The sequence below is a fragment of the Rathayibacter sp. AY1C4 genome (assembly GCF_002932195.1).
GTDB lineage: Bacteria > Actinomycetota > Actinomycetes > Actinomycetales > Microbacteriaceae > Rathayibacter.
Genome location: NZ_PSWE01000004.1, coordinates 138,712 through 164,175 on the forward strand (window position 1 = coordinate 138,712; position 25,464 = coordinate 164,175).

Consider the following 25,464-nt stretch of genomic DNA (forward strand, 5'->3'; position numbering starts at 1 on the left):
CGCGGCCGGGGTGTCAAGGAGGGACGGCAGGTCGGCCCGAGCCGATACCGTCCCTCCATGGGCTTCTTCGACCGCAACGACTCCTCGACCAGCGCCGCCGCGCCGCAGCCGAGCGCACCCGATCCGCAGCGGCGGGTCTGGAGCGACGGCCTCGGCCGGTTCGCCACCCGCTGCCTCCAGGTGGTCATCGTCCTCCTGCTGGCCTCGGTGCTCGTCTTCGCGATGACGCAGCTCACGCTGGTGCTCATCCCCGTGATGATCGCGCTCATCCTCGCCGCGGCGATCCACCCGGTCCTGGCGTGGATGCGGCGCAAGGGCGTGCCGTCGATCCTCGCGACCTGGCTGGCGCTGATCGGGCTGCTCGCGATCCTCGGCGCGGTCGGCTGGCTGATCACGGTCGCGGTCCGCAACCAGTGGGACGAGCTGGTCAGCAGCGCCTCCGACGGCATCACCTCGCTGCAGGACTACGTGCAGCACCTGCCGTTCCAGATCACCGACGAGCAGATCGAGTCCGCCCGCCAGTCGGTCGTCGACTTCCTCACCTCCAGCTCGTTCGGCAACGGCGCGCTCGCGGGTGTCTCCGCAGCGGCGAACTTCATCACCGGCCTCGTGCTGATGATCGTGGTGCTCTTCTTCTTCATGAAGGACGGCCCGAAGATCTGGGAGTTCCTCCTGCGCCCCTTCACCGGCTCGGGCTACGAGCGCGCCAAGCGCGTCGGGCACAAGACGGTCGACGTGCTGGGCGGCTACGTCCGCGGAACGGCGACCGTCGCCGCGGTCGACGCGATCGGCATCGGAGTCGCACTGGCGATCATCCAGGTGCCGCTGGCGATCCCGCTGGCCGTCATCGTCTTCCTCACCGCGTTCATCCCGATCGTCGGAGCCACGGCCGCCGGCATCCTCGCCGCTCTCGTCGCCCTGGTCGCCAACGGCCCGGTCGCCGCGCTGATCGTGATCCTGGTCGTCATCGGGGTCAACCAGCTCGAGGGCAACTTCCTCCAGCCGGTCGTGATGGCGCGCTCGCTGAAGCTGCACCCGCTGATCGTCCTGATCGCCCTGACCGTGGGCACCGTCCTCGCCGGCATCGTCGGCGCCGTGCTGGCCGTGCCGATCGCGGCCGTCGTCTGGGGCATCGTCTCGATCTGGAACGGACCCTCCGACCCCGCCGAGCCCGCGCGGCAGAAGCGCGCCGAGACGGTCTAGGCCCCCGGGATCGTCGAGCGCGCGCCTAGCGCTCGACGATCCCGTCGCGCAGCGCCTGCCGGCGGAGCGAGATCTTCGTGCCGACGGCCAGCCCCTCCGCCCGGTACTTGCCCCGGGCGCTGCGCAGCGAGCTCCGTGCGGCGTCCTGGGTGATGCCGAGGAGCGTGGCGACCTGCTTCAGCGGCATCCCGTCGACGAAGAGGCGGACGATCTCCCGCTCGCGGTGCGTCAGGGTGCCCGGGCGGTCGGCCCCGAGCAGCTCCCGCGTCTGCGCCGTCAGGAAGCGCTCGTCGCGCGCCGCCGCTCGGATCGCCGCGAGGATCGTCTCGGTCCGCTCGCTCTTGACCACGTAGCCGTGCGCCCCGGCCTCGAGCGCCCGGTTGATCGTCCCCGGCTCGGAGTGCGTGCTGATGATGATCGTGGCGGCGCCGGCGGCCGCGATGATCCGGATCTTCATGGCGAGGTCGAGCTCGTCGCCGAGGTCGATGTCGAGCAGCACCACGTCGGTCGGGAAGGCCGGGTGCGCGAGCAGGTCCGTCCAGGTGCCGGCCGTCGCCGCCACGCGGATGTCCGTGCCCGAGCGGCGGATCCACTCCGCCAGCGCCGCCAGCAGGATCGGGTGGTCGTCGAGGATGGCCAGCGTGATCGCGGGCTCGTCGCTCATGTCGTCGTCCTCCTCCGGGGCCGGTGGGCGACGAGGATCCTCGTCGCGCCGTGGTCGGTCGTCGTGCGGTGCTCGCCGAGCTCGCTGAGGATGCCCCAGACAGAGCGGTCGAGGTCGCGGGCGCGGATGCCCGCGGCGACCAGGGCGAGCTCCACCCCGCCGCCCTGGCCCGGCTCCAGGCGGACGGCGAGCGGAGTCCTCCCCGCGGGGGCGGTGAGCAGCCAGAGCACCGAGAGCAGCCGCGAGCGGTCGAGCGGGGCCAGCAGCGCCGCAGCCCCGCTCGGATCGTCGATCGCGACAGCGGAGGACAGCAGCGCCGACTCCTCCACCGCGATCCTCAGCCAGGTGCGGTCATGGCTGCGGGCGAGCGCCTCGCGGAGCTCGTCTCCGAGCACCCGCGCCCGCTCGCCCAGCTCCTCGTCCAGCGGCACCGGCGTCCGAACCTGTTCGAGGAGCTCCTCGATGCGGGCGTCCACCTGCGAGAACTCGTCGTCCGCGGCGTGGACGGTGCCGTCGGCCAGGCTGCGGTCGAGCGTGCGCCGCACGTACTGGTCGAGCGAGGTGAGCACGACGACGCACACGGCCGCGGGCGCGACGGCGAGGAGGACGTTGCTCACCGCGAGGGCGGCGCCTCCGTCGCCGAGGAGCGCCTGGCCGACGAGGCCGAGCGCCGTGAGCCCGACCAGGACCACCAGGGCGAGGAACGAGCGCGAGAGCGGCTGGAAGGTGATCAGCGCGATCACCCCCGCGCCCACTCCCACGCAGACCGACGGGTAGTACATCGGAGCCGGTGTCGGCAGGGCGTGGTCGGCGAACTCGAGCAGCAGCGCGGCCACGTCCACGGTGAGGACGCCCGCGAAGGCCCGGCGGGGCAGCTCGCCGTGGCGGCGGAGGGCGATCGAGACCCCCACCGCGCTCGCGACGACGACCAGCAGCCAGGAGAGTCCGCTCAGCCAGGTCGCGGACCGCGCGTCGAGGGACCAGAGGTACGAGATCACTCCGCGGATGTCGAGCAGCACCGCCATCGTGAGGAAGCCCAGCCCGAGGTAGCTCCCGCTCAGGCGGTTCGGCCGGGTGAGGCGCTCGCGGATGCTCCACAGCGCGCCCGGGCTCCTGTCCGCCGCCCGGACCAGCTCCAGGAGCGTCCCCTCCTCCTGCCGCGACCCGCTCACAGCGGCACGCTCAGCAGCACGGTCGCGCCGGACCCGGGCGCCGAGAAGACCCGGACCGCGCCGCCCACCGCCTCGATCCGGCCGACGACCGACTCCGCGAGGCCGAGGCGTCCGGCCGCCACCGCGGCCGGGTCGAAACCGCGCCCCTCGTCCGAGACGACGACGCGGAGCGTGCCCGCCTCCTCCGCCACGCTCACGTGGGCCAGGTCCGCTCCGGAGTGGCGCCGCACGTTCTCGAGGCACTCCCCTGTCGCGCGCACCACGGCGTCGAGCACCTCCGGTCGGATCCGCGGCTGCGCACCGCCGTGCCAGCGCACCTCCACGCCCACCGCCGCCGACCGCCGACCGAGCGCGAGGAGCGCCTCCGGCACCCCGGCCGCCCCGTCCGGGTCCGGCTCCTCCACCGTCTCCAGGCCGCGCAGGAGGGCCAGATCGGCGGCGGCCCGGTCGCGCAGCACCGGAGCGGGCACGCCCTCCCCCCGGTGCGCCACCAGCGTCAGCGTCGCCAGGATCGTGTCGTGCATCAGCCGCGCGTCGGCGCGGTGCCGGGACTCGCTCTCGCTCGAGCGGCGCTCGGCGTCGTGGGCGGTCCGGAGGCGGGCGGTGCCGACGTGCGCACGCGCGACGCTGCCCGCGAGCCACCGCGCGGCGGTCAGCAGCAGCGCCCAGCAGACGACGACCGAGATCAGGACGAAGGGAGCGCGCCCGGACGCGCCCGTCGCCGCCGCGCCGAGGGCGAGGACCGGGAGCAGCGCGAGGACCGCGGCCCACGGCATGCCCCGCCAGGAGCCGACGGCGAGCAGAGCGCACGGCAGCGCCATCGAGGCGAGCATCGTGATCCCGCCCAGAACGGCGCGGAGCGAGGCGTCGACGCCCGGCGAGAGGAAGGCGGCGAGTGCCGCGACGTCCAGCGCGGATCCCAGGATCACGGCCCTCGTCCCGGTCGCGACCGATCGGCCGGGCGCGAGCTGCACGAGCGCCGAGACGACCAGCAGCGCCAGGCTCGGCAGCACCGTGATCAGCTGCGCGGGCGTCAGGGCGAGCAGGTGCAGCGCGGAGGCGGCGGTCAGCACCCCGCCCGCCCGCCGGGCGCAGAGCACGCCGACCTCGCGCTGCTCGCGCAGCAGCACCGCGGCGTCGGCGGGCCGGGGAGGCAGGGGCACGGTGACCTCGGGAGGACGGGCTCCGGGCTCGTTCCGGGGCGACGGTGGCGGGGAGGCTGTGGCGGGGAGGCTGTGGCGGGGATCGGCGGCGGGGAACGGCGCGATCCGAGTCGTATCGTGGCACAACGCGACCCGCCCGGACAGCGGTTCCGGCCGCCTCGCGCACGCGGATCGGCGCGCCGTCTGACGCGGGCGGTCGCGCTCGGGGGCCGTGATCCCGTAGAGTCGAGACATCTCCTGGGCGATCGCCCGAATTCCACGGCTGAGAAGTCGCACGACGACGAAGAGACTCAGCCCCTGATAGAGACCGCACCGACCGAGAGCATCGTCCTCGGTCGTCCGGTTCGAACGCCCGCCTCGCACGCGGGTACCGCCCTTCACAGGACGCCGCGGAAGCCGCGCCGTTCCTCGTTCGACCCCCGCTCCACCGGCTCGCCCGGTCCGCGGGACGTTCTCCCCCGCAGAGCCGCCCTCCCCCGGAGGCGCGAGCTCAGCCCCTAGACGACCCGGACGACTCCGGCAGACGCGTGTTTCACCCGCGGAGGCCGAGTCGAGCGGGTACCGCACACTCGTGCGGACTCTGACGACGCAGGCCCCGGTCGGCGTCATTAACACATAAGGAAAAGAAATGCCTACTGGCACCGTTAAGTGGTTCAACTCCGAAAAGGGCTTCGGCTTCATCGCTCCCGACGACGGAGGCGCCGACGTGTTCGCGCACTTCTCCGCCATCGCGAAGCAGGGCTACCGCGAGCTCGTCGAGAACCAGCACGTCGAGTACGACGTCGAGCAGGGCCGCAAGGGCCCGCAGGCCGCGAACATCCGCGGCGTCGGCGAGTAATCTCCGACTTCCGACGCCCCGTCGACCAGGATCCCCGGATCCGGTCGGCGGGGCGTCCGTCGTTGACGGGGTGATCCCGCCCTCGGCCGGCGGAGGCGAAAGCCGTGTCACCTCTCCGGGTCGCAGGATCGGTATCCTCTCCGTGGCGGCTCCCGAGCTCACGGAGCCCGCGACGCCGTCCGGGACTCCGGCGCGTCGGCACGACTTCACGGCGGAGACAATGGGACGACTGATCTACGGACCGCAATCACTCGAGATCGACTTCGAGGACCGGCTCCTCGCGCACCTCAAGGTCGCGATGTTCACCAAGATGCGGCGGAACGAATCGTTCAGCCTCTCCTGGAGCGAGCCGGAGTCGTCCGGCTACGGCCGCAGCTCCGTCTGGGTGCACCCGACGACTCCGCTGCACTTCCGGTTCCACGGCAGCAAGCGCCCGTCGCTGAACCGCCTGTGGATCGAGCAGTTCATCGCGAGCGCGAACAACACCGGCGAGATGACCGTGGTGCCGGAGCCCGCCGAGGGCTCCTGAGCCGCGACGCTCCTCAGACCACGAGCGGCCGGGCCGTGTGCACGAGCTCCTCGTGCGGCAGGGCCCGGAGGCGGTCGGCGATCTCGGCAAGGGCCCCCGCGTCGACCGAGGCCCGGGCGTGCTCCTGCGGCCGCAGCGGCGTGAGGGTGACCAGGTCGGCGTGACCGGTCGCCAGGTCGAGCCGCTCGGGCAGGCCGGGGCTGCGCAGGCCCAGGAGGACGCCGACGGTGCCCTGCTCGTCGGTCCAGGCGGGCGGCGCCGCGACGTTCGCGAGCCGCGCCGTGTCGAGGGAGCTGCGGCAGCACACCCCCTGCAGGGCGGCCCGTCGGGCGGCCTCGTACAGCAGGCGGAAGTGCCAGTGGTTCCAGAGCTCGGCGGTGGGGACACCGCGGACGGCGGACGTCTCGAGGCACAGCTCGAGGCCGAGACCGGTGCCGGGATGCGCGAGCCGGTCGAAGGGATCGCTCAGCCCGTCGGTAGCGAGCACCACGGAGGCGCCGCGGTCGACGCGCAGGAACGCACGGTGATCGGTGGGCCAGCGCGCGCCGCCGCGGACGCCCGGGTCCTCGGTCGAGACGACGACGGTGCGATCCAGCGCACCCACTGCGCGCCAGGCGTCGGCCCGGTCCTCCGCCACCGCCTCGGCCAGCGCCCGCCTCTCGTCCTCGGTCCATCGGACCTCACGAGTGCGGTTCAGGAACAACGACATGGGACTCCCCGTCCGCGCGACCGGCGTGCCGCGCTCCCGGAACGCTACGGCGCCCACCCCTGCTCCTCCTCCGAGCAACCGGAACGCCAGCTGTGTGCGGTGTCCACTTCCGCGGCGGTCCCCGCCCGCCGCGGCGCGGTCGGCTCCCAGGAAAGGCCGGGCAGGTGGAGCGTGTCGCGACCGGCTACGCCGAAACGCTGGAACGCGTTTCGACGGTTCGCCTCCGGCGGTGTTCGATCCCGCGGCGGTCCCCGCCCGCCGCGGCGCGGTCGGCTCCCGCAGACGGCCGGGCAGGTGGAGCGTGTCGCGACCGGCGGTGTTCGTTACCGCGGCGGTCCCCGCCCGCCGCGGCGCGGTCGGCTCCCAGGAAAGGCCGGGCAGGCGGAGCGCGTCGCGTCCGGCTACGCCGAAACGCTGGAACGCGTTTCGACGGTTCGCCTCGACGCGGCGCGCCACCGTGGTCGTGGTCGGAGGAGTCGATGGCCCGCGCGGCCGGGCGTCCACCGCCGCTGTGTCCGCGAGGCGAACCGGCGGAACGCGTGTCAGCGTTCCGTCGTAGCTGGACGCAGGACGCTCCACCCGCCCGGCCATCCCGAGTAGCCGACTGCGCCGCGGCGGGCGGGGACCGCCGCGGAAGAAGGCTCAACCCAGCGGGTTGATGCCGTTGGTGCGCCAGCGCTCGTCGGCGAGCTGGCCGGGGGTGCCGGCGCTCGCGTTCTCGCCCAGGGGCTCGCCGCCCTCGACGGCGTCGGCGCCGAGCGCGGTGCCGGCTCCCTCGGCGGTGCTGCCGGGGGGAAGCAGGCCCTCCTCGTCCTCGCGGGGGCCGACCTCGTCCTCGGGGGCGTTCTCGGAGCCGCTCTCGCTCATCGGGTCGTAGCCGTGGTCCGGGTCGCGGCTCTCGTCGGCCGTCGTGTTCTCCTCGACCTCGGCGTCGGCGGGACGGACGTCGTCGGCCTTCTCCGCATCGGTGGAGGGGGTGGCCTCGAAGCCTGCGAACTCGGGGCTGTCGTCTGCGCTCATGGCCGCCACGGTAGCACCGGGCCCGCGGGCACCGGAGGGGGTTCCGCCGGGCTCCCGCGACGCCTCCGCTCAGCGGCCACGCCCTAGGCTCGGGGGGCTGGCACGGACGACGGGAGCGACATGCGACGACTCGGGTACGACAGGTTCGGCGGGCCCGATCTGCTCTCGTGGCGGGAAGCGCCGGTGCCCATGCCGGGTCGCGGCGAGGTCCTGGTGCGCACGCGCGCGGCGAGCATCAACGCGACCGACGAGAAGATCCTGTCCGGCTCCGCGCGGATCATGGCCGTCGGCCGCTCCCGTCCCTACGGGTTCGGCCTCGACATCGCCGGCACCGTCGAGGCGCTCGGCCCGGGGTCGCACTCGGTCGCGATCGGCGACCGCGTGGTGGGGATGACCCGCGACGGCGACGCCTTCGCCGACGCGTCCATCGCGCGCAGCCGCTCGCTCGTCCCGATGCCCGACTCCCTCGGCTTCGTCGAGGCCGTCACGCTCGCGATGTCGGGCGGCACCGCGGTGGGCCTGGTGGACGCACTGCACGTGCGCGCCGGCGAGCGCGTCCTCGTCAGCGGCGGCTCGGGAGCCATCGGCGATCCGACGATCCAGCTGCTGGTGCGGGCGGGATGCACGGTCGCGGCCACCGGCTCGGCCGCCTCCGCCGACCTCCTCCGCTCGCTCGGCGCCGAGCCGCACGACTACCGCGCGCTCGACCTCGGCGTGCTGGGCGGCCGCTTCGACGTGGTCGTCGACGTCTCCGGCCACCTGCCGGTCGACGACGCGGCGATCCTCCTGGCCGAGGGCGGGCGCATCGCGACGCTGGTGCCGAGCGGTCCGGCGCTGGTCTCGCAGGCGACGGGCCTCGTCCGCCGCGACCGCCCGCGGGTGCGCAACATGATCGTGGTGGCGACGGCGGAGCGGATCGGGCGCGCGGTCTCGCTCGCCACCTCCGGCGAGCTGCGGCCCCGGCCGGGCGCCGTGCATCCGCTGGGCGACGTCGTCGACGTGCTGTCGCACCGAGCGACCGGCGCCGACCGCACGATCGGCAAGATCGTCTTCACCGCCGACGACTCGGCTCCGCTGAGCTGACCACCGTCTCCTCCTCCTCGGCCGGTCGGCCGAGCGAGAGCGTGGCCAGGAAGCCGACGGCGAGGAACCCGGCGGCCGCGAAGGCCGCGTAGCGGGTGCCGTCCGAGAACGCCTCGCCCGCCGCCCGGGCCGCGTCGGCGGTGGCCGGCGACGCGGCCAGCCCGGCGATCGCGGCGCCGGAGGAGTCGACCACCGCGTCGACGGTGCTCGCGACCTGCTCCGCGGGGAGGCCCTGCTGCTCGAGCGAGGTCGTGAGGACCCCCGCGGTCGAGGTGTAGAGGATCGTCCCGAGCACGGCGATGCCCAGCGCCGAGCCGATCTGCCGCGCGGTCGACTGCGTGCCCGAGCCCTGCCCGCTGAGCTCGACGGGCACGTCCCGGAGCACGACCCCGGTCAGCTGCGCCGTCGCGAGGCCGACGCCGAAGCCGTAGACGGCGAGGAACGGGACGAGGGCCCACCACGGGGTGGAGTCGGAGACGACCAGGCCGATGCCCGCGACGCCGACGATCTCGGCCGCGAGACCCACCCGCACGATCAGCACCGGCGCGACCCTGTTGCCGAAGGCGCCGGCGAAGCCCGAGGCGACGAAGGAGCCGAGCGCGAGCGCGAGGCGACGAAGGAGCCGAGCGCGAGCGCGAGGAGCACCAGGCCGGTCTGCACGGCCGTGTAGCCGAGGACGCTCTGGAGCCAGATCGGCAGCGCCAGGATGATCCCGAACTCCCCGAGCGAAACGATCATCGCGGCGAGGTTGCCGTTGCGGAACGAGGCGAGGCGGAAGAGCCCGATAGCGAGCATCGCCGAGCGCCCGGCGCGCTCGCGGGCCCGCGCCCAGAGGACGAAGGCGACCCCGGCGAGCACCGCGACGGCGAACGCGATCGGGACCGGTGAGAGGCCGAGCGGCCAGCTCCAGCCGCCGACGCTCAGCCGCTCGTCGACGCCCCACCAGCCGAGGGTGCGCCCCTCGATGAGGGCGAACACGAGGGAGGCGGAGGCGATGATCGAGAGCGCGGCGCCGACGAGGTCGACCCTCCGCCCGTCGGGCTGCCGCGACTCGTCGACGAACAGCAGCGCTCCGACCACGATGATCACGCCGAGCGGGATGTTGATGCCGAACGCCCAGCGCCAGGAGAAGTCGGTGGTGAGCCAGCCGCCGAGCAGCGGGCCGACCGCGGTCATGCCGCCGATGGTCGAGCCCCAGACGGCGAAGGCGATGGCGCGCTCGCGCCCGCGGAAGGTGGCGTTGATCAGCGAGAGGGTCGTCGGCAGCACCATCGCTCCTCCGACGCCCTGCACGACCCGGGAGAGGATCAGCAGGTCGCCGGTCGGAGCGAGGGCCGCCGCGACGGAGGAGAGCGCGAAGAGCGAGACGCCGACGATCAGCATGCGGCGCCGGCCCCAGCGGTCCGCGAGGGTGCCGAAGACGAGCAGGAGCGCGGCGAACACGAGCGTGTACGACTCCTGCACCCACTGCACCTGGGTCGAGGTGATCCCGAGATCGGCGACGATCGACGGGATGGCGACGTTGACGATGGTCGAGTCGACGATGATCGTCGCCACTCCGAGGCTGATGACGACCAGCCCGATCCACTTGCGGTTGCGCACGACGCTCTCCTCCGACGATTTAGTAAGCCAGCTGACTATATGCCCGCGGAGGGCGCCGTGTCGAAGGGAGGGCCTGGAAGATTAGCGGGAGGCGGGCGCGGCGACAAGGGCGCGAAGCTCCCGGAGCCGCCCGGTCAGGATGGACGCATGCCCGCATCCCCCCGTTCCTTCCCGTATCCCCTCGGCGTCTCCCTCCGCGGCGACGCCGGCGCCGACGTCGCCGTCTACTCCGAGACCGCGGACAGCGTCGAGGTCTGCCTCTTCGACGAGTCCGGAGCAGAGACCCGCGTCGCCCTCACCGAGCGGACCGGCCACGTCTTCCACGGCCTCGTCCCCGAGATGGGCATCGGCACCCGCTACGGGCTGCGCGTCGACGGCCCCTGGGACCCCGCCAACGGCCTCCGCCACAACGCCGCCAAGCTCCTCCTCGACCCGCACGCCACCGCGATCGAGGGCTCGTACACCTGGTCCGAGGACGTCTTCGGCCAGTTCTACGAGGACGCCGACACCCGCAACGACGCCGACTCCGCGCACGCGGTCCCCCGCTGCGTCGTCACCGACCCCGACTCCTTCGACTGGAGCGGCGACACCGCGCCGCGCATCCCGCTCGAGGAGACCGTCGTCTACGAGGTGCACGTGAAGGGCTTCACGAAGCTGCACCCCGACGTGCCCGAGGACATCCGCGGCACCTACCGCGGCCTCGCTCACCCCGCCGCGATCAAGCACTTCACCGACCTGGGCGTGACCTCGGTCGAGCTGCTCCCCGTGCACCAGTTCGTGCAGGACTCGCACCTCGAGGAGAAGGGCCTGCGCAACTACTGGGGCTACAACTCCCTCGGCTTCTTCGCGCCGCACAACGAGTACTCGCACGCCGGCGACGACGGCTCGCAGGTCGACGAGTTCAAGGCCATGGTCAAGGCGTTCCACGAGGCCGGCCTCGAGGTCATCCTCGACGTGGTCTACAACCACACCGCCGAGGGCAACGACAAGGGCCCCACCCTCTCGTTCAAGGGCATCGACAACGGCTCCTACTACCGCCTGGTGGAGGAGGACCGCGCGAACTACTTCGACACCACCGGCACCGGCAACAGCCTCAACGTCGCGCACCCGGCCGCGCTCGGCCTGATCATGGACTCGCTGCGCTACTGGGTGACCGAGATGCACATCGACGGCTTCCGCTTCGACCTCGCCACCACCCTCACCCGCCAGACCGGTGAGGCCGAGGTGCACAGCGCCTTCCTCGACCTGATCGCGCAGGACCCGGTGCTCGCGCCCGTCAAGATGATCGCCGAGCCGTGGGACACCGCCGGCTACCAGGTCGGCGGCTTCCCCGCGGACTGGTCGGAGTGGAACGGGAAGTTCCGCGACGACGTGCGCGACTTCTGGAACGGCGCCGACTCGGTGCTCGGCACGACCGCGCAGCGCGTCCTCGGCTCCCCCGATGTGTACGAGGCCGACCGCCGCTCGCCGGTCTCCAGCATCAACTTCGTCACCGCGCACGACGGCTTCACCCTCGCCGACCTCACCGCGTACTCGCGCAAGCACAACGCGGCCAACGGCGAGGACAACAACGACGGCGAGAGCGACAACCGCTCCTCCAACAACGGCGCCGAGGGCCCGACCGAGAACGAGGCGGTCAACGAGCGCCGCGACCGCATGCGCCGCAACTTCCTCGCGACGCTGCTGCTCTCGGCCGGCGTGCCGATGATCCTGGGCGGCGACGAGATCGCCCGCACGCAGGGCGGCAACAACAACGCCTACTGCCAGGACGACGAGATCTCGTGGTTCGACTGGGAGAACGCGGACCGCGAGCTGCTCGCCTTCACCCGCGAGCTGATCGCCCTCCGCGCCGCGGAGCCGGCGCTGCGCCCGAAGTGGTTCCGCCGCGCCCCCGGCGACGGCGGCCCCGACACGGTCGACATCCTCCGCTCCGACGCGCAGGGCTTCGCCGACGAGGACTGGGACAACCCCGACGCCCGCTCGATCACCTTCGTGTTCGAGCACGAGGGCAGCGCGAGCTTCGCCCTGCTGCTGAACGCGGCGGAGAACGGCGTCGAGTTCACCGTTCCCGAGGCGCCCGGCGCCGAGTGGACGCTGGCCGCCTCGAGCGACCCGGAGCAGGTCGTCGAGGGCGAGGTCACCACGCTGATCGTGCGCGACGGCTCGTTCACGCTGCTGCGCTCGGCCTCCTGATGACCGGCCGGACCCCGCGGCTCCTCCGCTTCGGCGGGCGCATCGCGGGGTTCGGCACGTCCTCGGGCACGAGGATCGTGCTGGGCCTCTGGGAGGACACCCCCTTCGGCCCGTTCGCCGACGCGATGGTCGAGGACGGCGACGGCCACCGCCTCCTGATCGCACCGACCCGCGAGGTCGCGGACTTCATCGGGTCGACGTACGCGTTCGACGAGGTGCGGATCGCGCCGGTGTCGTGGCGGAGGATCGCGGGCGGCCTGTCCGTCTCGGCCGGACCGCTCGCGGTGCGACTGGAGCTCGGCGGTCTCACTGCGCTCGGCCGGCTGCTGCGGATCGTTCCGCGACCGCTCGCCGAGCACCCGGCATGGCTGACCGCGATCTCGCCGGTCGCCTCCCTGCTCGTCCGCGGAGTGAGCACGGCCGGGTCGGCCGGGCACGGACGCCGCGAGTACTACGGCGTGCGGGCGATCCGCCGCGTCGAGGGCGTCCACGCGGTGCTGGCGGAGGAGGACCTCGGCCCGCTGCGCCCGCTCTCGCCGCCCGTGCGGTTCGGCTTCTCGTCGGCGCCCGCCGCTCCGGCGATCGTCGACGTCACCACCACCATCGCGCTTCCGCGCGAGGGGACCACCGCGCTCCGGCGCGACCGAGAGAGAGGAGCCGCCTCGTGAAGAAGGGCGACAAGATCAGCTGGAACACCTCGCAGGGCGAGACCCACGGCGAGCTGGTCGAGAAGAAGACGAAGGAGTTCCAGTTCGAGGGGCAGAAGTTCAACGCCTCGGACGACGAGCCCTACTGGATCGTGCAGAGCGACAAGACCGACGCGAAGGCCGCGCACAAGGAGTCGTCGCTGACGAAGAAGTGAGCGGGCGCAGGCCGAGCGGCTGCGGGCCGGGCTCCGGATCGACTCCGGGGCCCGGCCCGCGCCCGTCTCACGCGATGCGGATGAGCTTCTTGTTCACGAACTCCTCGAGGGCGGGGCGGCCCATCTCGCGGCCGGTGCCCGAGCGCTTCACGCCGCCGAAGGGCAGCTCGGCCGCGTCGCCGAGGACGAGGTTGATCCAGACCATCCCCGCGTCGATCCGGTCCGCCAGGCGCAGCGCCTGCTCCTGGTCGGTCGTGTAGAGGTAGGAGCCGAGGCCGTAGGGGGTGTCGTTCGCGAGGGCGATCGCCTCGTCCTCGTCGCGGACGCGGTAGAGCGCGGCGACGGGGCCGAAGAACTCCTCGCGGTAGGCGTCCATCTCGGGCGTGACGCCCTCGAGCACGGCGGGCGGGAAGAAGTTGCCGGTCACCTCGCCGCTGGCGCGGACGGTGGCCCCCTGCTCGCGCGCGGCCGCCAGCTGCGCCTCGAGTCGCTCCGTCGCGGCGGAGGAGGAGAGCGGGCCGAGGAGGGTGCCCTCCGCGAACGGGTCGGCCGGCTGGGCGCGGGTGAACGCCTCCGTGAACTTCTCGGCGAACGCCTCGTACAGCTCGTCGATCACGATGAAGCGCTTCGCGGCGTTGCAGGACTGGCCGTTGTTGTCCAGGCGTGCGGCGACCGCGTCCTCGACCGCCTTGTCGAGGTCGTCGGTCGACAGGAGCACGAACGGGTCGGAGCCGCCGAGCTCGAGCACGACCTTCTTCAGGTGCCGGCCCGCGAGCTCCGCGACGGCCGCGCCGGCCCGCTCGGAACCGGTGACGGAGACGCCCTGGACCCGGGGGTCGGCGATGACGGTCGCGGCCTGCTCGTTCGTGGCGTAGAGGTTCACGTAGACGCCGGCGGGCGCACCCAGCTCCTCGGCCGCGGTGCGGAACATGTCGGCGATGGCGGCGGCCGACTCCGGGCACTGCGGCGCGTGCTTGAGCAGGATCGTGTTGCCCGCGACCACGTTCGGGCCGGCGAAGCGGGCCACCTGGTAGTAGGGGAAGTTCCACGGCATGATGCCCAGCAGCACGCCCAGCCCGGCACGGCGGATCAGCGCGGAGCCGGTGCCCTCGGCGAGCTCGATCGGCTCGTCGGCCAGGAAGGCCTCGCCGTTCTCGGCGTAGTAGCGGTAGATGTCGGCGGCGAAGCCGACCTCGCCCTGCGCCTGGTCGAGCGGCTTGCCCATCTCGCGGACGATGATCGCCGCGAGCTCGTCGGCGCGCTCGACGTGCAGCTCTGCCACCCGGGCGATCAGCGCCGCGCGGGTCGCGACGGGCACGGTCCGCGACCACGAGGAGTAAGCGTCCTGCGCCGAGCCGATCGCCGCGGTCAGCTCGGCGTCGCCGAGGGTCGGGTACTCGCGGAGGGTCTCCCCCGTGGCCGGGTCGATCACGGCGTAGTGGGTGCTCATGCGGGCTGTGCTCCTTCGCGCTGGGGGGCCGGTGCGGTCGCGCCGTCCTCGTCGATGATCTCCTGTGCCAGGCGCCTGCCGACGCGGATGGCGCCGTCGACGTGCTGGTAGCCCTCGGCGGCGAGGTCGCTCGTGCCGAAGCGGAGCGGACCCACCGGCTCCAGCTGCAGCGCGCCGTACCGGGTCAGCCCGCCCAGGTCGAAGCTCGCGGCGTACGCGCCCTGCGTCCACTCCTCGGACGCCCAGTCGCTCTCGTAGTAGACGACCGGATCGAGCGCGGCCGCGCCGAAGTAGGCGGCGAGCGAGTCGAGGATCGCGGCCTTCCGCACCGCCTCGTCGAGCGCGAGCACGCGGTCGGCCTTCTCGTCCGAGACGAAGCCGACCAGGGTGCCGCGCTCCTCCCCGTGGTTCGAGTTGTCGTAGGCCTCGTGCACGAGCGAGTGCGGGCTGAACGCGGTGCCGGAGAGGCCGTCGGCGCGCCAGAAGGGCGTGGCGTACGTGGCGTGCACCTTGATCACGAGGCCGAGCGACTGGTGCTGCAGGGCCTGCTGCCGCAGGCGCGGGAGCGGCGGGTCGAACGAGATGCGGCCGACGAGGTTCGGCGGCACGGCGACGATCGCACGGCGGGCGCGGAGGACGACGCCGTCGGCGCGCACCTCGACCCCGCCGTCGCCGTAGCGGACGGAGCGGACCGGGTACCCGAGCAGGACGCGCTCGGCGCCGAGGCGCTCGGCGAGCCGCTCCGGGACCTGCTGGAGGCCGCCGATCACGCGCTTGTCGAGGATGAAGTCGGCGTCGACCAGGTTGCTGAAGCTCCCCGCGCTCGCGGCCATGAGGAGCGCCTGGAGGAGGGAGAAGGCGTGCGCCGGCTTGGTGAGCATGGCGTCGGCGAGGAAGAGGGCGATGTTGGCCCGCGCCTCCTCGTCGTCGCTCTGCTGCTCCAACCAGGCGGCGAAGGTGACGCGGTCGTAGTCGCGGGCGAGCGAGTGCGTCCACGGCGCCGCCGGATCGGTCTCGGCGACGAGGCGGTCGAGCACCTCGATCAGGCGGGAGATCTCGGACTCGGTGCGCTCGCTCCCCGGGAAGATGTCGCCGGTGAAGCGGCGAGCGGAGCCGTCGGCGCCGATGTAGACGCTCTCGCCCTCGCGGTAGCGGGAGTAGGTGCCGAGGCCGAGCTCGTCGAGGGTCTCGAGGAGCGCCGTCTGGTCCGGCGAGACCCACTGGCCGCCGAGCTCGAGGAGCTGCCCGTCGACCACGCGGGTCTCGAGCCGCCCGCCCACCCGCTCGCGCGCCTCGACGACGACGACGTCGAGGCCGTGCTGCTGCAGCCGGAGCGCCGCGGTGAGTCCGGTGGCACCGGCTCCGATCACGACGACGTCGTGCTCGCTCGGGGACATGACTTCCCTTTCCGTCGGTGATCGCGGGAGTGGACGCGCGAATACGGACGATCCTGTCACAGAATCGGAGGAGAACGTCAGTGAGTGCGCCCGATGGAGGGTGGACTCGAAGCGCCCTCCACCGAACTACATAGGCGTGCTATATTGTTTCTCGTGCCCGATCCCAGTGCCCCCGTGCGTCTCGCCTCCGCCGCCACCGCCCTCACGCGGTTCGCGGGGCGGGCGAGCGGCGCGACCGGGCTCGGCGCGCAGTCCGGAGCCGTCTGGTCGACGCTCGCCGAGCTGCGCACCGCCTCCCCCTCCCGCCTCGGCGAGCTCGCCGAGCGGGTCCGCGTCACCCAGCCGACGATGACCGGCATCATCGCCCGGCTCGACGAGGCCGGCTGGATCCGCCGCGTCCACGACGCCGGCGACGGCCGCGCCTGGCTGATCGAGGGCACTCCCGCCGGCTTCGACGCCCTCGCCGAGCACCGGCTCCGCCTCGAAGCCGCCCTGGCCCCGCTGTTCGAGGACCTCGACGAGGACGACCGCCTCGCCCTCGAGCGCGCCGCGACCCTCGTCGAGGCCCGCGTCGCCCGCATCGCCGGCACCCCCGTCCCCTCCTCCCCCGAGAAAGGCTCCACGCCGTGACCACCTCCCCCCATTCGCCCGCCCAGGGCTCGATCCTGAAGCAGCCGCTGGCCGTCTGGGCCGTCGCCTTCGCCGCGGTGATCGCCTTCATGGGGATCGGCCTGGTCGACCCGATCCTCCCGGCCATCGCCGAGAGCCTGCAGGCGACTCCGACCGAGACCTCGCTGCTCTTCACGAGCTACCTCGTCATCACCGGCGTCGTGATGTTCTTCACCAGCTGGCTCTCCAGCCGCATCGGCGCCAAGAAGACCCTCATGATCGGCCTGGTGCTGATCGTGGTGTTCGCCGCGCTCGCCGGCACGGCGGGCAGCGTCGAGGGCGTCATCGGCTTCCGCGCGGGCTGGGGCTTCGGCAACGCGCTGTTCATCTCGACCGCACTGTCGACCATCGTCGGCGCGGCGAGCGGAGGCTCCTCCGCGGCGATCGTGCTCTACGAGGCCGCGCTGGGCGTCGGCATCGCCATCGGCCCGCTGCTCGGCGGGCTCCTCGGCAGCGTCTCGTGGCGCGGTCCGTTCTTCGGCACCGCCGTGCTGATGGCCGTCGGCTTCATCGCCATCGCGACGCTCCTGCGGGAGGACGGCCCCAAGCCCGCTCCGACTCCGCTCTCGGCGCCCTTCGCGGCCCTCAAGGTCCCGGCCATCCGCACGCTGGCGGGCGCCGCCCTGTTCTACAACATCGGCTTCTTCGTGCTGCTCGCCTACACGCCCTACCCGCTCGGGCTGGACGAGATGGGCCTCGGCTTCACGTTCTTCGGCTGGGGCCTGGGCGTGGCGATCACCTCCGTGTTCGTCGCTCCGCTGCTCACCCGGCGCCTCCCGCGCACCGTCGTGCTGCGCTCGGTGCTGCTGCTGCTCGCGCTGGACCTGATCGCCGGCGGCCTCGTGATCTCGTCGCGCGTCGGCCTGATCGTCTGCATCATCGTCGGCGGCCTGCTGCTCGGAGTCGTCAACACGGTGCTCACCGAGTGCGTGATGGAGGCGACCGACCTGCCCCGCTCCGTCGCCTCGTCCGCCTACTCCGGCGTCCGCTTCCTCGGCGGCGCGATCGCCCCGCCCGCCGCGTCCGCCCTGGCCGCCGCGATCTCGCCGGCCTTCCCGATGTACGCCGCGGCCGGAGCCGTCGCCGTCGCCGCGCTGATCGTGCTGCTCGGACGCCGCACCCTGGCCCGCGCCGACGCCCACGAGCCCGAGCCCGAGCTCGTCGAGGCGCAGGCGATCACGCTCGGCGAGTGACGCGCCCGGCGGGCTTCAGGGGCCCGCCGAGGCGTCACGAACGGTCGTCATCCGGGCATGTTGACGGCCGTTCGTGACGCCTGGACGCGGTCGAGCGGGAAGGGCGCAGGATCCGACCTGTGGAGAACCGGTTCACGAGGATCGGGAGGCGGGACAGTGGCCGGATGCACGATCCCTCGCCCCTTCCGATCGGACTCCGCGGCCGCGCCTTCACCGTCGCTGACGCTCGCGCGAGCGGACTGAGCCGCGGGCGGCTCCGCAGCTCCGACCTCCACCGGCCCTTCCACGGGGTCCGCACCGCCGACCCCGACCCCGACCTGCGCCCGCGCGCGGAGGCGCTCCTCGCGCTGGTCGGTCCGGAGGCGCTCCTGAGCCACCTGACGGCGGCGCGGCTCTGGCCGCTCGACCTCCCGCCCGCCGCTGCGGACGAGCCGGTGCACGTCAGCGTCCGTCGGCCGGGACGCGCTCCCCGGCACCGGAACGTCGTCGGCCACGCCCTCGCCGATCCCGACGTCCGCCGCGTCCTGCGCCGCGGACTGCCCCTCACCGATCCGGCCTCGCTCTTCTGCCATCTCTCCGCGCTCCTCGAGCCGGACGACCTCGTCGCGGTGGGCGACGCGCTGGTGCGCACGCCGGTCGTCGGCGATCCGGCGGATCGACGGCCGTGGGTGCCGCTGCCCGACCTGCGGGAGCGCGTGTCGGCCTTCCGCGGTCGGGGCTCGGTGCGGCTCCGCGCGGCGCTCGCTCTGGTGCGCGACGGGGCGGAGTCGCGGCAGGAGTCGCGGTTCCGGCTCGCCTCGGTGCGGGCGGGCCTCCCGGAGCCGGTGCTGCAGGAGCCGCTGTTCGACTCCGACGGGGTCTTCATCGGGCGTCCGGACGGCTGGTACCCCGCGGAGCGGGTCGCGTGGGAGTACGAGGGCGACGATCACCGCACCAGCAACCGGCGCTTCGCGCGCGACCTCGGCCGCTACGACGACCTCGCCTCGATTGGGGTCCGCGTCGTCCGCATCGTCGGCGCCGAGTTCGTCCCCCACCCCGAGCGCTCCGTCGAGCGCCTGCGACGAGCACTCGCCGACCGGGCTCCGCATCGACGACCGCCGAGGGGTCACGAACGGTCGTCATCCGAGCGGGATGACGACCGTTCGTGACGCCTCACGGGAGGGCGCGCGCTCAGGAGTCAGGGCGCGACCTCGAAGAGGCGCGGGCGCAGCGCGGACGTGCGCGGGTCGGCGGCGCAGGCGGCGAGCGCCGCCGCGAGGACGCCGCGGGCCGGGTGCGGCTCTCGGACGTACACATCGACGCCGGCGGGCGTGAACGGAGTCCGGGCGAAGCGGGTGAGCGCCCAGCCCGCCTCCTCGTCGGCGGCCACGAACGACCAGCGGCTGCGGGCGAGGAGGGTCAGCGGCTCGACGCCCCGCCAGCGGAAGCCGGACGGATCGTGCGGGTCGGGGGTGTCGATCCCGACAACGTAGTGCGAGCGCGTCCGGCCGCGCCAGCTGACGACGTCGCCGATCCCGCCGGTCGGGAGCGGCGCGTACGTGATCGCCACCCCCGACCGCGAGCGCCAGAGCGGCAGCGAGGAGCCCCGGACGAACCAGGTGCCGCTCGCGAGCGCCCGGGCGTCGATCATCGGAGAGCGTGCTTGATGTTGGTGCGGGCCAGCGCGACGGCCTCGCCCGCTCCTCCGTTCATCACGATCTTCGAGACCGCCAGCGCGAAGCCCTTCACCTGCGCGCCCGTGATCGTGGGCGGGAGCGAGAGGGCGAGCGGATCCGTCACCACGTCGACGAGGACCGGGCCGCCGTCGGCGAGCGCCGAGCGGAGGGCCTCCTCCACGTCGCGCGGGTCCTCGACGCGGATTCCGCGGATGCCGATCGCCTCCGCCACCTTCGCGTAGTCGACCATCGGCACGTCGACAGCGAAGTCCGGGAAGCCGTCGACCAGCATCTCGACCTTCACCAGCCCGAGCGTGGAGTTGTTGAACACGACGATCGTCACGGGCAGCCGGTAGGCGGCGACCGTGACCAGCTCGCCCATCAGCATCGAGAGCCCGCCGTCGCCGCTCAGCGAGACGACCTGGCGCCCCGGGTGCGAGAGCTGCGCGCCGACCGCCTGCGGCAGCGCGTTCGCCATCGAGCCGTGCATGTACGAGCCGAGCAGGCGCCGCTTCCCGTTGGGGGTGATGTAGCGGGCCTGCCAGACGTTGCCCATGCCGGTGTCGGCGGTGACGATCGCGTCCTCGGAGAGCAGGCCGTCGAGCGTGGACGCGACGAGCTCGGGGTGGATCGGGCTGCGCGTGCCGACCTCGGTGTACTTCCCGACGACTCCGGTGACCAGCTTCTCGTGCTTCTTCAGCGTCTTGTCGAGGAAGCGGTGGTCCTTCCGCTGCACGAGCGGGGTCAGCGCGGTGAGGGTCGCCGCCACGTCGCCGTGGACGGGGTGCGCGACGCTGACGCGGCGACCGAGCTTCGAGGCGTCGCTGTCGACCTGAGCGATCACCACCTTCGAGGCGTCGGGGAGGAACTGCTCGTAGGGGAAGTCGGTGCCGAGGAGGAGGAGCAGATCGGCGTCGTGCATGCCGGCGTGCGCCGCTCCGTAGCCGAGGAGGCCCGTCATGCCGACGTCGTAGGGGTTGTCGTACTGGATCCACTCCTTGCCGCGCAGGCTGTGCCCGACGGGCGCGCCCACCAGCTCGGCGAAGGCGACGACCTCGTCGTGCGCGTTCTGCACTCCGGCGCCCGCGAAGATCGCGACGGTCCGCGCCTGGTCGATCGCGGCCGCGAGGGCGCGGACGTCGGCGTCGGCGGGGACCAGGACGGGCGTCGACGGCAGCACGAACGCGGGGAAGCCGTCGACCGCCTCCAGCTCGGCGATGTCGCCGGGGAGGGTGACCACGGCGACTCCGCGGAGCGCCACCGCGCTGCGCATCGCGGCGTTCACGACCCGCGGAGCCTGGGCGGCGGTCGAGATCAGCTCGCGGTAGTTCGAGCACTCGACGAAGAGCCTGTCCGGGTGCGTCTCCTGGAAGTAGGACGAGCCGATCTCGTTGCTGGGGATGTGGCTCGCGATGGCGAGCACCGGGGCGGAGGAGCGGTGCGCGTCGTAGAGGCCGTTGATGAGGTGCAGGTTGCCGGGGCCGCAGCTGCCGGCGCAGACGGCGAGGCGCCCGGTGAGCTGCGCCTCCGCGCCGGCGGCGAAGGCGGCCGCCTCCTCGTTGCGCACGTGGATCCAGTCGATGCCTCCCTTCTCGGAGCCGCCGCTGCGGCGCACCGCGTCGACGATCGGATTCAGCGAGTCGCCGACGATCCCGTAGATGCGGGAGACGCCGGCGTCGATGAGCTGAGCGATGAGCTGGTCTGCGACCGTCTTCTGAGCCATGACCCCATTCGACCGGACCGGGCTGAGCGTCCGCTACTCCGGAAAGTGGAGATCCGGATCGGGTGCATCCCCCTCGGGACGGATGCCCTGCACCCCTAGCCTGGGAGCCGTCACAGGAACACCTCCGTGCCGCAGATCCCGGGAGTCGCCATGAACCGCCGCAGAACCGCCCTCGTCCTGGCCGCCGGCGCGGCCCTCGCCCTCGGCCTGACCGGCTGCTCGGGCCTGAACGGCCTGATGGGAGGCGAGACCCGCGACGACGAGACCGGGGAGATCACCGAGGGCGGGACGACCGACGTCTTCCAGCTGCGCGTGGGCGACTGCCTGAACGGCGAGCTCAGCGAGGAGGCGACCGAGGTCACCGACGTGCCGACCGTGCCCTGCACCGACCCGCACGTCTACGAGGTGTTCCAGAACCTGACGATGGCCGACGCCGACGAGTACCCGGGCGAGTCCGTCGCGACGGAGCAGGCCGAGACCGACTGCGTCACGGCGTTCGAGTCGTTCACCGGGATCGGCTACCAGGACTCGGCGTACGACTTCAGCTACTACTACCCGACCGCCGAGAGCTGGGGCACGGGCGACCGCACGATCAACTGCATGATCACCGACCCGAACGGGCCGAGCACGGGCACGCTGGCGGGCGTCGCGGCCTGATCGCGATCCCCGCGCGCGGAGGTGCCGGTCCCGCCGAGCGCTCCGCGCGCGGCCGGTGTCAGTCGCGGTCGCGCGCGGGGAACAGGCGCAGGAGCAGGCCGGAGCCGATCCAGACCACGGCGATCCCCGAGACGAGCCAGGAGGCTCCGAGGCCGGACGCCGCTCCCGCCAGCACGGCGCCGACGGCCGCGGCGGCGGAGCGCAGCCCCGCGCCGATCGTGAACACCTGCGAGCGGACGGCGGCGGGGCTCTCCTGGTCGCGCAGCAGCAGCATCGCCGCGTTCGAGGGGGCCGTGAAGACGCCCGCGACCGCGAAGGCGGCGATCGCCACGACGACGCCCAGGTCGGGGACGGCGATCAGGAGGACGGCGCCGGTCGCGATGTAGGCGGCGCCCATGGTCCACGCCGGCGGACGGCGGGTCCAGCGGCGGGCCGCCACGGCGAGGGCGCCGAGCAGGCCGCCCACGGCGAAGGCGGTCAGGATCCACGCGGCTGCGTCGGTGCTGCCCAGCCGCTCCACCGAGAGGCTGATCGCCGCGACTCCCGCCGCTCCGCCCGCGACCTGGCTGAGCGTGCCCGCCGAGGTGACCACCGCGATCGGACGGTGTCGCACGAGGTGGGTGACGCCCGCGACGATCGTCCGCAGCACGCCGACGGTCGGCGCCGGACGGGCCTCCATCGCCAGGCCGAGCGACCCGACGACGCCGATGAGGGCGAGGACCGCCATGGCGAGCATCGCGGTCCGCGCTCCCCCGACTCCGACCGCGAGGCCCACGATGGCCGGCCCGCTGATCGAGGCGACCGTGTACGAGAGCGAGTCCTGCGCGTAGGCGCGGCGCGGCTCCGGGATGGCGCTCGTGACGAAGCTCGACATGCCGCCCATGTAGACGGGCGTCGCGAGCCCCGCGAGGAGCAGCAGCACCACGATGAGCGGCGTCGGCACCTCGCCGAGGAAGGCGGCGACCGCGAAGGCGACGGCGGTCGTGAGCGCGGCGCCGACCAGGAGCCGGCGGGGGCGGCGGACCCGGTCGAGCACCGTGCCGACCAGCGGCGCGGCGATCACGGCGGGGAAGAGCGCCGCTCCGGTCAGGGCACCGCCGAGCGCGACGTCGCCGAGACGCTCGACGGCGAGGACGGGGAGGGCGACGACCATGCCGGCGCTGGCCAGGCGGAGGGGGATCGACGCGGCCTGGTAGCTGACCGCGCTCATGCGGGACCGGGGATCGACATCACCTCCGATGGTGCCACGGCTGCGGGGCGGGGTCGTTCGGAGAGGCAGGCCACCGGCGTCCGAGCGGCCTGCGGCGGCGCGCCCTAGGCGATCGGCGTCCGCGCCGCGAGCTCGGCCGCCGCCGCGACGCCCAGGCGCCAGGGCGCGCCGTGGCCGGGGAGGAGGGTCCGCGCCCCGGTCCCGGCGAGGACCCGCAGCGAGTCGAGGGACAGCGCCGTGTCGGCGGTGGCGGCGCGCGCGACCAGGTGCGGGCCGGTGCGCGCGGAGTAGGGGTCGAGCGTGACCAGGGCGTCTCCGCCGATCACCGCGTCGCGCTCGGAAAGGTGCAGCGAGACGTGCCCGTCGGTGTGCCCCGGAGTCGCGAGCACGCGGGGCGACCCGGGCACGTCGAGCACCTCTCCGGCGGTCAGCGGCAGCGTCCCGTGCACGGGCGGCACCGCGAGCGCCCCGGCACGGGCCATCGCTCCGAGCACCGGGATCGCGGAGGGGTGCAGCAGCGGGTACACGAACGGGGTGCGCTGGCGGCGGTAGGAGTAGGGCTGCGCGGCGAGCGGCTCGTCGGACGCGTGCAGGTGCACGGGGACGCCCCGCCGGACGAGGCTGCGGGCGACGCCGAGGTGGTCGAAGTGCGCGTGGGTCAGCACGAGGGCGTCGATGTCGCCGAGCGAGCGGCCGAGCACCTCCAGCGCGCGGATCAGGTGCGGCCACGTCCTTGGGAGCCCGGCGTCGACGACGGTCATCCGACCCGCCTCCTCGATCAGGTAGAGGTTCGTCCAGGCGTGCTCGAGCCGGTGCACTCCGGGTGCGACGTCCCGGTGCAGGCTCGCGCCGCCCCCTCGCCGCTGCTGCCGGTGCTGCCGATCGCGCTGCTGCTGCTGGTCCATCGTGCTCCCGCCCCTCCGGGCCCGCGCCCGATCGCGACGACGCTACGAGCGTCTGCGACGGATCGGACAGGGCGTTGACGGCGGGGGTCCGCGTCGTGCAGGGCTCAGCGGCGCCGCCCGCGGAGGGCGAGCTGCACCGCCGCGAGCAGGAGGAGGACCGCGAAGAGGATCCCGGACACGCGCGCCGGCAGGAGGAAGGAGAGCGCCACTCCGGCGAAGGAGAACGCCGTGGCGGTGAGTCCGACCACGAGGCCTGCGCGCACGTCGAGCAGGCCGCGCCGGGCGTTCGCGATCGAGCCGGTGACCGCCGTGGGGATCATCGCGGCGAGCGAGGTGCCCTTGGCCAGGAGGTCCGCGAGCCCGAAGGCGCCGACCAGGACCGGCACGGCGATCGCTCCGCCGCCGATGCCGAAGAGGCCGGAGGCGACGCCCATCCCGATGCCGAGCCCCGCGAATCCGGGCCACACGCCCCAGCCCTCGGCGACGTCGCCGGTGTCGTTCGAGCCGAACACGGCCATCCGCACCGCCGCGGCCACGAGCAGCGCCACGAACATCCAGCGCAGCACCCCCAGAGGCAGCCGCGCGAGCAGCCAGGATCCGGCCACCGCCCCGAGCATCGCCGCAGCCGCGATCACCGCCGCCGGGACCCAGGCGACCTGGCCGGCGAGGGCGTAGCCGAACGCTCCAGCGACCGAGGTCGGAGCGATCGCGAGCAGCGAGGTGGCGGAGGCGCGGCGCTGGTCCATCCCGGCCCACGCGATCAGCATCGGCACCATCACGATCCCGCCGCCGACGCCGAACGCGCCCGACAGGGTCCCGCCGACCGCGCCGATCAGGGCCAGGACGAGCAGGGCGCGCGGGCGCATGCGCGCGGCCGTCCGATCGGGGAGGGGCGCCTGCGGGGCGGTCGCGTCGGTCACGGCTCCATGCCACCACAGCACCGGGCCGAGGGCGAATCGACGGGCGTCGACCGCGTTCCTGAGAGGACCGGCCCGGCCCGGCCCTCCTCTCTGGCAGTTGCCTGGGCGGGCCGGATCCGACCGTGACGTTCGACGTCGACGGAGCGTCCTACCTGCATACCCCGCCTGATCGAGCGATCGGGCCCCGAGCGAAAGAGGAGACCATGGCCGAGACCACCGCGACCACCACCCGTCAGACCAGCACCGGATCCGGACGCACCGTGATCGAGGACGGCGTCATCGCCAAGGTCGCCGGCATCGCCGCGCGCGAGGTCCCGGGCGTCCACGCCCTCGGCGGAGGAGCGGCCCGAGCGATCGGCGCCATCCGCAGCGCGATCGGCAACGACGACCGCGGCCAGGGCGTCAAGGTCGAGGTCGGCGAGCGCCAGGTCGCCGCCGACATCACCATCGTCGCCGAGTACCCCGCGCCGCTGCAGAAGGTCGCCGAGGACGTGCGCTCCGCCGTCGCCGACGCCATCCAGCACATCGCCGGCATGGAGGTCGCCGAGATCAACGTGACCGTCCAGGACGTCCACATCCCCGAGGACGACACCCAGGAGTCCGACCCGCGCGTCGTCTGACCCGTTCCCCCCGCACCGACGCCCCGG

The 25,464-nt window shown here is 73.4% G+C and carries 24 protein-coding genes and 1 pseudogene; 12 read left to right on the forward strand and 13 right to left on the reverse strand.

The window, feature by feature from the left end:
- Window positions 1-57 precede the first annotated feature (57 nt).
- Entirely contained in the window at window positions 58-1,203 is a 1,146-nt protein-coding gene (locus C5C99_RS03500; RefSeq protein ID WP_104226105.1) for an AI-2E family transporter, read from the forward strand.
- 25 nt (window positions 1,204-1,228) lie between these two features.
- Here C5C99_RS03500 and C5C99_RS03505 read toward each other — a convergent pair whose 3' ends face one another.
- The 3 genes from C5C99_RS03505 to C5C99_RS17015 are packed head-to-tail and all read right to left on the reverse strand — an operon-like array spanning window position 1,229 to window position 4,202.
- Window positions 1,229-1,867, reverse strand: coding sequence for a response regulator (locus C5C99_RS03505; protein ID WP_104287829.1), 639 nt, complete (start codon window positions 1,865-1,867; stop codon window positions 1,229-1,231).
- A complete protein-coding gene (locus C5C99_RS17010; protein ID WP_181074530.1) occupies window positions 1,864-3,039 on the reverse strand; it encodes a hypothetical protein in 1,176 nt (391 codons plus the stop codon). The genes C5C99_RS03505 and C5C99_RS17010 overlap by 4 nt, the downstream gene beginning before the upstream one ends.
- Window positions 3,036-4,202, reverse strand: a complete 1,167-nt coding sequence (locus tag C5C99_RS17015; protein WP_104339594.1) for a sensor histidine kinase — start codon at window positions 4,200-4,202, stop codon at window positions 3,036-3,038. The genes C5C99_RS17010 and C5C99_RS17015 overlap by 4 nt, the downstream gene beginning before the upstream one ends.
- A gap of 628 nt (window positions 4,203-4,830) precedes the next feature.
- Here C5C99_RS17015 and C5C99_RS03525 point away from each other — a divergent pair.
- Both C5C99_RS03525 and C5C99_RS03530 read left to right on the forward strand, forming a co-directional pair.
- Entirely contained in the window at window positions 4,831-5,040 is a 210-nt protein-coding gene (locus C5C99_RS03525; protein ID WP_055786246.1) for a cold-shock protein, read from the forward strand.
- A gap of 220 nt (window positions 5,041-5,260) precedes the next feature.
- Complete coding sequence (locus tag C5C99_RS03530; protein ID WP_104226101.1) at window positions 5,261-5,569, forward strand: hypothetical protein; 309 nt, start codon at window positions 5,261-5,263, stop codon at window positions 5,567-5,569.
- 13 nt (window positions 5,570-5,582) lie between these two features.
- Here C5C99_RS03530 and C5C99_RS03535 read toward each other — a convergent pair whose 3' ends face one another.
- Window positions 5,583-6,278, reverse strand: a complete 696-nt coding sequence (locus C5C99_RS03535) for a hypothetical protein (RefSeq protein WP_104339595.1) — start codon at window positions 6,276-6,278, stop codon at window positions 5,583-5,585.
- Between the two features lie 642 nt (window positions 6,279-6,920).
- Window positions 6,921-7,298, reverse strand: coding sequence for a hypothetical protein (locus C5C99_RS03540; RefSeq protein ID WP_104314845.1), 378 nt, complete (start codon window positions 7,296-7,298; stop codon window positions 6,921-6,923).
- Between the two features lie 120 nt (window positions 7,299-7,418).
- Here C5C99_RS03540 and C5C99_RS03545 point away from each other — a divergent pair, with 120 nt between their 5' ends.
- The gene (locus C5C99_RS03545; RefSeq protein WP_104339596.1) at window positions 7,419-8,381 is read left to right on the forward strand and encodes an NADP-dependent oxidoreductase; all 963 of its coding nucleotides are present in this window, start codon (window positions 7,419-7,421) and stop codon (window positions 8,379-8,381) included.
- Here the strand turns inward: C5C99_RS03545 and C5C99_RS03550 are convergent.
- Window positions 8,350-9,983 (reverse strand): annotated as a pseudogene (locus C5C99_RS03550) (DHA2 family efflux MFS transporter permease subunit). The gene C5C99_RS03545 and the pseudogene C5C99_RS03550 sit on opposite strands and share 32 nt — an antisense overlap.
- A 147-nt stretch (window positions 9,984-10,130) precedes the next feature.
- On the opposite strand from C5C99_RS03550, the gene glgX reads away from it, so the two are divergent.
- The 3 genes from glgX to C5C99_RS03565 are packed head-to-tail and all read left to right on the forward strand — an operon-like array spanning window position 10,131 to window position 13,038.
- Window positions 10,131-12,176 (forward strand): glycogen debranching protein GlgX, encoded by a 2,046-nt coding sequence (glgX, locus tag C5C99_RS03555; RefSeq protein WP_104246955.1) that lies wholly within the window; start codon window positions 10,131-10,133, stop codon window positions 12,174-12,176.
- On the forward strand, window positions 12,176-12,844 hold the full coding sequence (locus C5C99_RS03560; RefSeq protein WP_104308328.1) for a hypothetical protein: 669 nt from the start codon (window positions 12,176-12,178) through the stop codon (window positions 12,842-12,844). The genes glgX and C5C99_RS03560 overlap by 1 nt, the downstream gene beginning before the upstream one ends.
- Entirely contained in the window at window positions 12,841-13,038 is a 198-nt protein-coding gene (locus C5C99_RS03565; protein ID WP_056866275.1) for a DUF2945 domain-containing protein, read from the forward strand. The genes C5C99_RS03560 and C5C99_RS03565 overlap by 4 nt, the downstream gene beginning before the upstream one ends.
- 67 nt (window positions 13,039-13,105) lie before the next feature.
- On the opposite strand, the gene C5C99_RS03570 is transcribed toward C5C99_RS03565, so the two are convergent.
- Complete coding sequence (locus C5C99_RS03570) at window positions 13,106-14,488, reverse strand: NAD-dependent succinate-semialdehyde dehydrogenase (protein ID WP_104339597.1); 1,383 nt, start codon at window positions 14,486-14,488, stop codon at window positions 13,106-13,108.
- On the reverse strand, window positions 14,485-15,885 hold the full coding sequence (locus C5C99_RS03575; protein ID WP_104339598.1) for an NAD(P)/FAD-dependent oxidoreductase: 1,401 nt from the start codon (window positions 15,883-15,885) through the stop codon (window positions 14,485-14,487). Before C5C99_RS03575 ends, C5C99_RS03570 begins: the two co-directional genes overlap by 4 nt.
- 153 nt (window positions 15,886-16,038) lie before the next feature.
- Here C5C99_RS03575 and C5C99_RS03580 point away from each other — a divergent pair, with 153 nt between their 5' ends.
- The 3 genes from C5C99_RS03580 to C5C99_RS03590 all read left to right on the forward strand — a co-directional run bounded on the left by C5C99_RS03580 (window position 16,039) and on the right by C5C99_RS03590 (window position 18,895).
- Window positions 16,039-16,515, forward strand: a complete 477-nt coding sequence (locus C5C99_RS03580; RefSeq protein WP_146084654.1) for a MarR family winged helix-turn-helix transcriptional regulator — start codon at window positions 16,039-16,041, stop codon at window positions 16,513-16,515.
- Window positions 16,512-17,747, forward strand: a complete 1,236-nt coding sequence (locus C5C99_RS03585; RefSeq protein ID WP_104339599.1) for an MFS transporter — start codon at window positions 16,512-16,514, stop codon at window positions 17,745-17,747. The genes C5C99_RS03580 and C5C99_RS03585 overlap by 4 nt, the downstream gene beginning before the upstream one ends.
- A gap of 164 nt (window positions 17,748-17,911) precedes the next feature.
- Window positions 17,912-18,895 (forward strand): hypothetical protein, encoded by a 984-nt coding sequence (locus C5C99_RS03590; protein WP_104339600.1) that lies wholly within the window; start codon window positions 17,912-17,914, stop codon window positions 18,893-18,895.
- A 29-nt stretch (window positions 18,896-18,924) separates the two neighbouring features.
- Here C5C99_RS03590 and C5C99_RS03595 read toward each other — a convergent pair whose 3' ends face one another.
- Together C5C99_RS03595 and C5C99_RS03600 are read right to left on the reverse strand one after the other, a co-directional pair.
- A complete protein-coding gene (locus C5C99_RS03595; RefSeq protein ID WP_104225142.1) occupies window positions 18,925-19,377 on the reverse strand; it encodes a hypothetical protein in 453 nt (150 codons plus the stop codon).
- A complete protein-coding gene (locus C5C99_RS03600; protein WP_104226089.1) occupies window positions 19,374-21,125 on the reverse strand; it encodes a pyruvate dehydrogenase in 1,752 nt (583 codons plus the stop codon). Before C5C99_RS03600 ends, C5C99_RS03595 begins: the two co-directional genes overlap by 4 nt.
- A gap of 150 nt (window positions 21,126-21,275) precedes the next feature.
- Here C5C99_RS03600 and C5C99_RS03605 point away from each other — a divergent pair, with 150 nt between their 5' ends.
- Window positions 21,276-21,782, forward strand: a complete 507-nt coding sequence (locus tag C5C99_RS03605; RefSeq protein ID WP_104226088.1) for a septum formation family protein — start codon at window positions 21,276-21,278, stop codon at window positions 21,780-21,782.
- Between the two features lie 58 nt (window positions 21,783-21,840).
- Here the strand turns inward: C5C99_RS03605 and C5C99_RS03610 are convergent, their stop codons facing one another.
- From C5C99_RS03610 to C5C99_RS03620, 3 genes are all read right to left on the reverse strand, one after another.
- Complete coding sequence (locus C5C99_RS03610) at window positions 21,841-22,992, reverse strand: MFS transporter (protein WP_104262790.1); 1,152 nt, start codon at window positions 22,990-22,992, stop codon at window positions 21,841-21,843.
- 104 nt (window positions 22,993-23,096) lie between these two features.
- The gene (locus C5C99_RS03615) at window positions 23,097-23,897 is read right to left on the reverse strand and encodes an MBL fold metallo-hydrolase (protein WP_104339601.1); all 801 of its coding nucleotides are present in this window, start codon (window positions 23,895-23,897) and stop codon (window positions 23,097-23,099) included.
- Window positions 23,898-24,001: 104 nt separating this feature from the next.
- Window positions 24,002-24,817 carry a sulfite exporter TauE/SafE family protein gene (locus C5C99_RS03620; protein WP_104233037.1) on the reverse strand — a complete coding sequence of 272 codons (816 nt, stop codon included), beginning with the start codon at window positions 24,815-24,817 and terminating at the stop codon, window positions 24,002-24,004.
- Between the two features lie 203 nt (window positions 24,818-25,020).
- On the opposite strand from C5C99_RS03620, the gene C5C99_RS03625 reads away from it, so the two are divergent.
- Complete coding sequence (locus C5C99_RS03625) at window positions 25,021-25,437, forward strand: Asp23/Gls24 family envelope stress response protein (protein WP_104225148.1); 417 nt, start codon at window positions 25,021-25,023, stop codon at window positions 25,435-25,437.
- Window positions 25,438-25,464 lie beyond the last annotated feature (27 nt).

Excerpts from the sequence above, each read along its gene's own strand:
- C5C99_RS03500 (WP_104226105.1), top strand. The coding sequence starts at position 58 with ATGGGCTTCTTCGACCGCAACGACTCCTCGACCAGCGCCGCCGCGCCG.
- C5C99_RS03505 (WP_104287829.1), bottom strand. The coding sequence starts at position 1,867 with ATGAGCGACGAGCCCGCGATCACGCTGGCCATCCTCGACGACCACCCG.
- C5C99_RS03525 (WP_055786246.1), top strand. The coding sequence starts at position 4,831 with ATGCCTACTGGCACCGTTAAGTGGTTCAACTCCGAAAAGGGCTTCGGC.
- C5C99_RS03530 (WP_104226101.1), top strand. The coding sequence starts at position 5,261 with ATGGGACGACTGATCTACGGACCGCAATCACTCGAGATCGACTTCGAG.
- C5C99_RS03535 (WP_104339595.1), bottom strand. The coding sequence starts at position 6,278 with ATGTCGTTGTTCCTGAACCGCACTCGTGAGGTCCGATGGACCGAGGAC.
- C5C99_RS03540 (WP_104314845.1), bottom strand. The coding sequence starts at position 7,298 with ATGAGCGCAGACGACAGCCCCGAGTTCGCAGGCTTCGAGGCCACCCCC.
- C5C99_RS03545 (WP_104339596.1), top strand. The coding sequence starts at position 7,419 with ATGCGACGACTCGGGTACGACAGGTTCGGCGGGCCCGATCTGCTCTCG.
- glgX (WP_104246955.1), top strand. The coding sequence starts at position 10,131 with ATGCCCGCATCCCCCCGTTCCTTCCCGTATCCCCTCGGCGTCTCCCTC.
- C5C99_RS03560 (WP_104308328.1), top strand. The coding sequence starts at position 12,176 with ATGACCGGCCGGACCCCGCGGCTCCTCCGCTTCGGCGGGCGCATCGCG.
- C5C99_RS03570 (WP_104339597.1), bottom strand. The coding sequence starts at position 14,488 with ATGAGCACCCACTACGCCGTGATCGACCCGGCCACGGGGGAGACCCTC.
- C5C99_RS03575 (WP_104339598.1), bottom strand. The coding sequence starts at position 15,885 with ATGTCCCCGAGCGAGCACGACGTCGTCGTGATCGGAGCCGGTGCCACC.
- C5C99_RS03590 (WP_104339600.1), top strand. The coding sequence starts at position 17,912 with ATGCACGATCCCTCGCCCCTTCCGATCGGACTCCGCGGCCGCGCCTTC.
- C5C99_RS03595 (WP_104225142.1), bottom strand. The coding sequence starts at position 19,377 with ATGATCGACGCCCGGGCGCTCGCGAGCGGCACCTGGTTCGTCCGGGGC.
- C5C99_RS03600 (WP_104226089.1), bottom strand. The coding sequence starts at position 21,125 with ATGGCTCAGAAGACGGTCGCAGACCAGCTCATCGCTCAGCTCATCGAC.
- C5C99_RS03605 (WP_104226088.1), top strand. The coding sequence starts at position 21,276 with ATGAACCGCCGCAGAACCGCCCTCGTCCTGGCCGCCGGCGCGGCCCTC.
- C5C99_RS03610 (WP_104262790.1), bottom strand. The coding sequence starts at position 22,992 with ATGAGCGCGGTCAGCTACCAGGCCGCGTCGATCCCCCTCCGCCTGGCC.
- C5C99_RS03615 (WP_104339601.1), bottom strand. The coding sequence starts at position 23,897 with ATGGACCAGCAGCAGCAGCGCGATCGGCAGCACCGGCAGCAGCGGCGA.
- C5C99_RS03625 (WP_104225148.1), top strand. The coding sequence starts at position 25,021 with ATGGCCGAGACCACCGCGACCACCACCCGTCAGACCAGCACCGGATCC.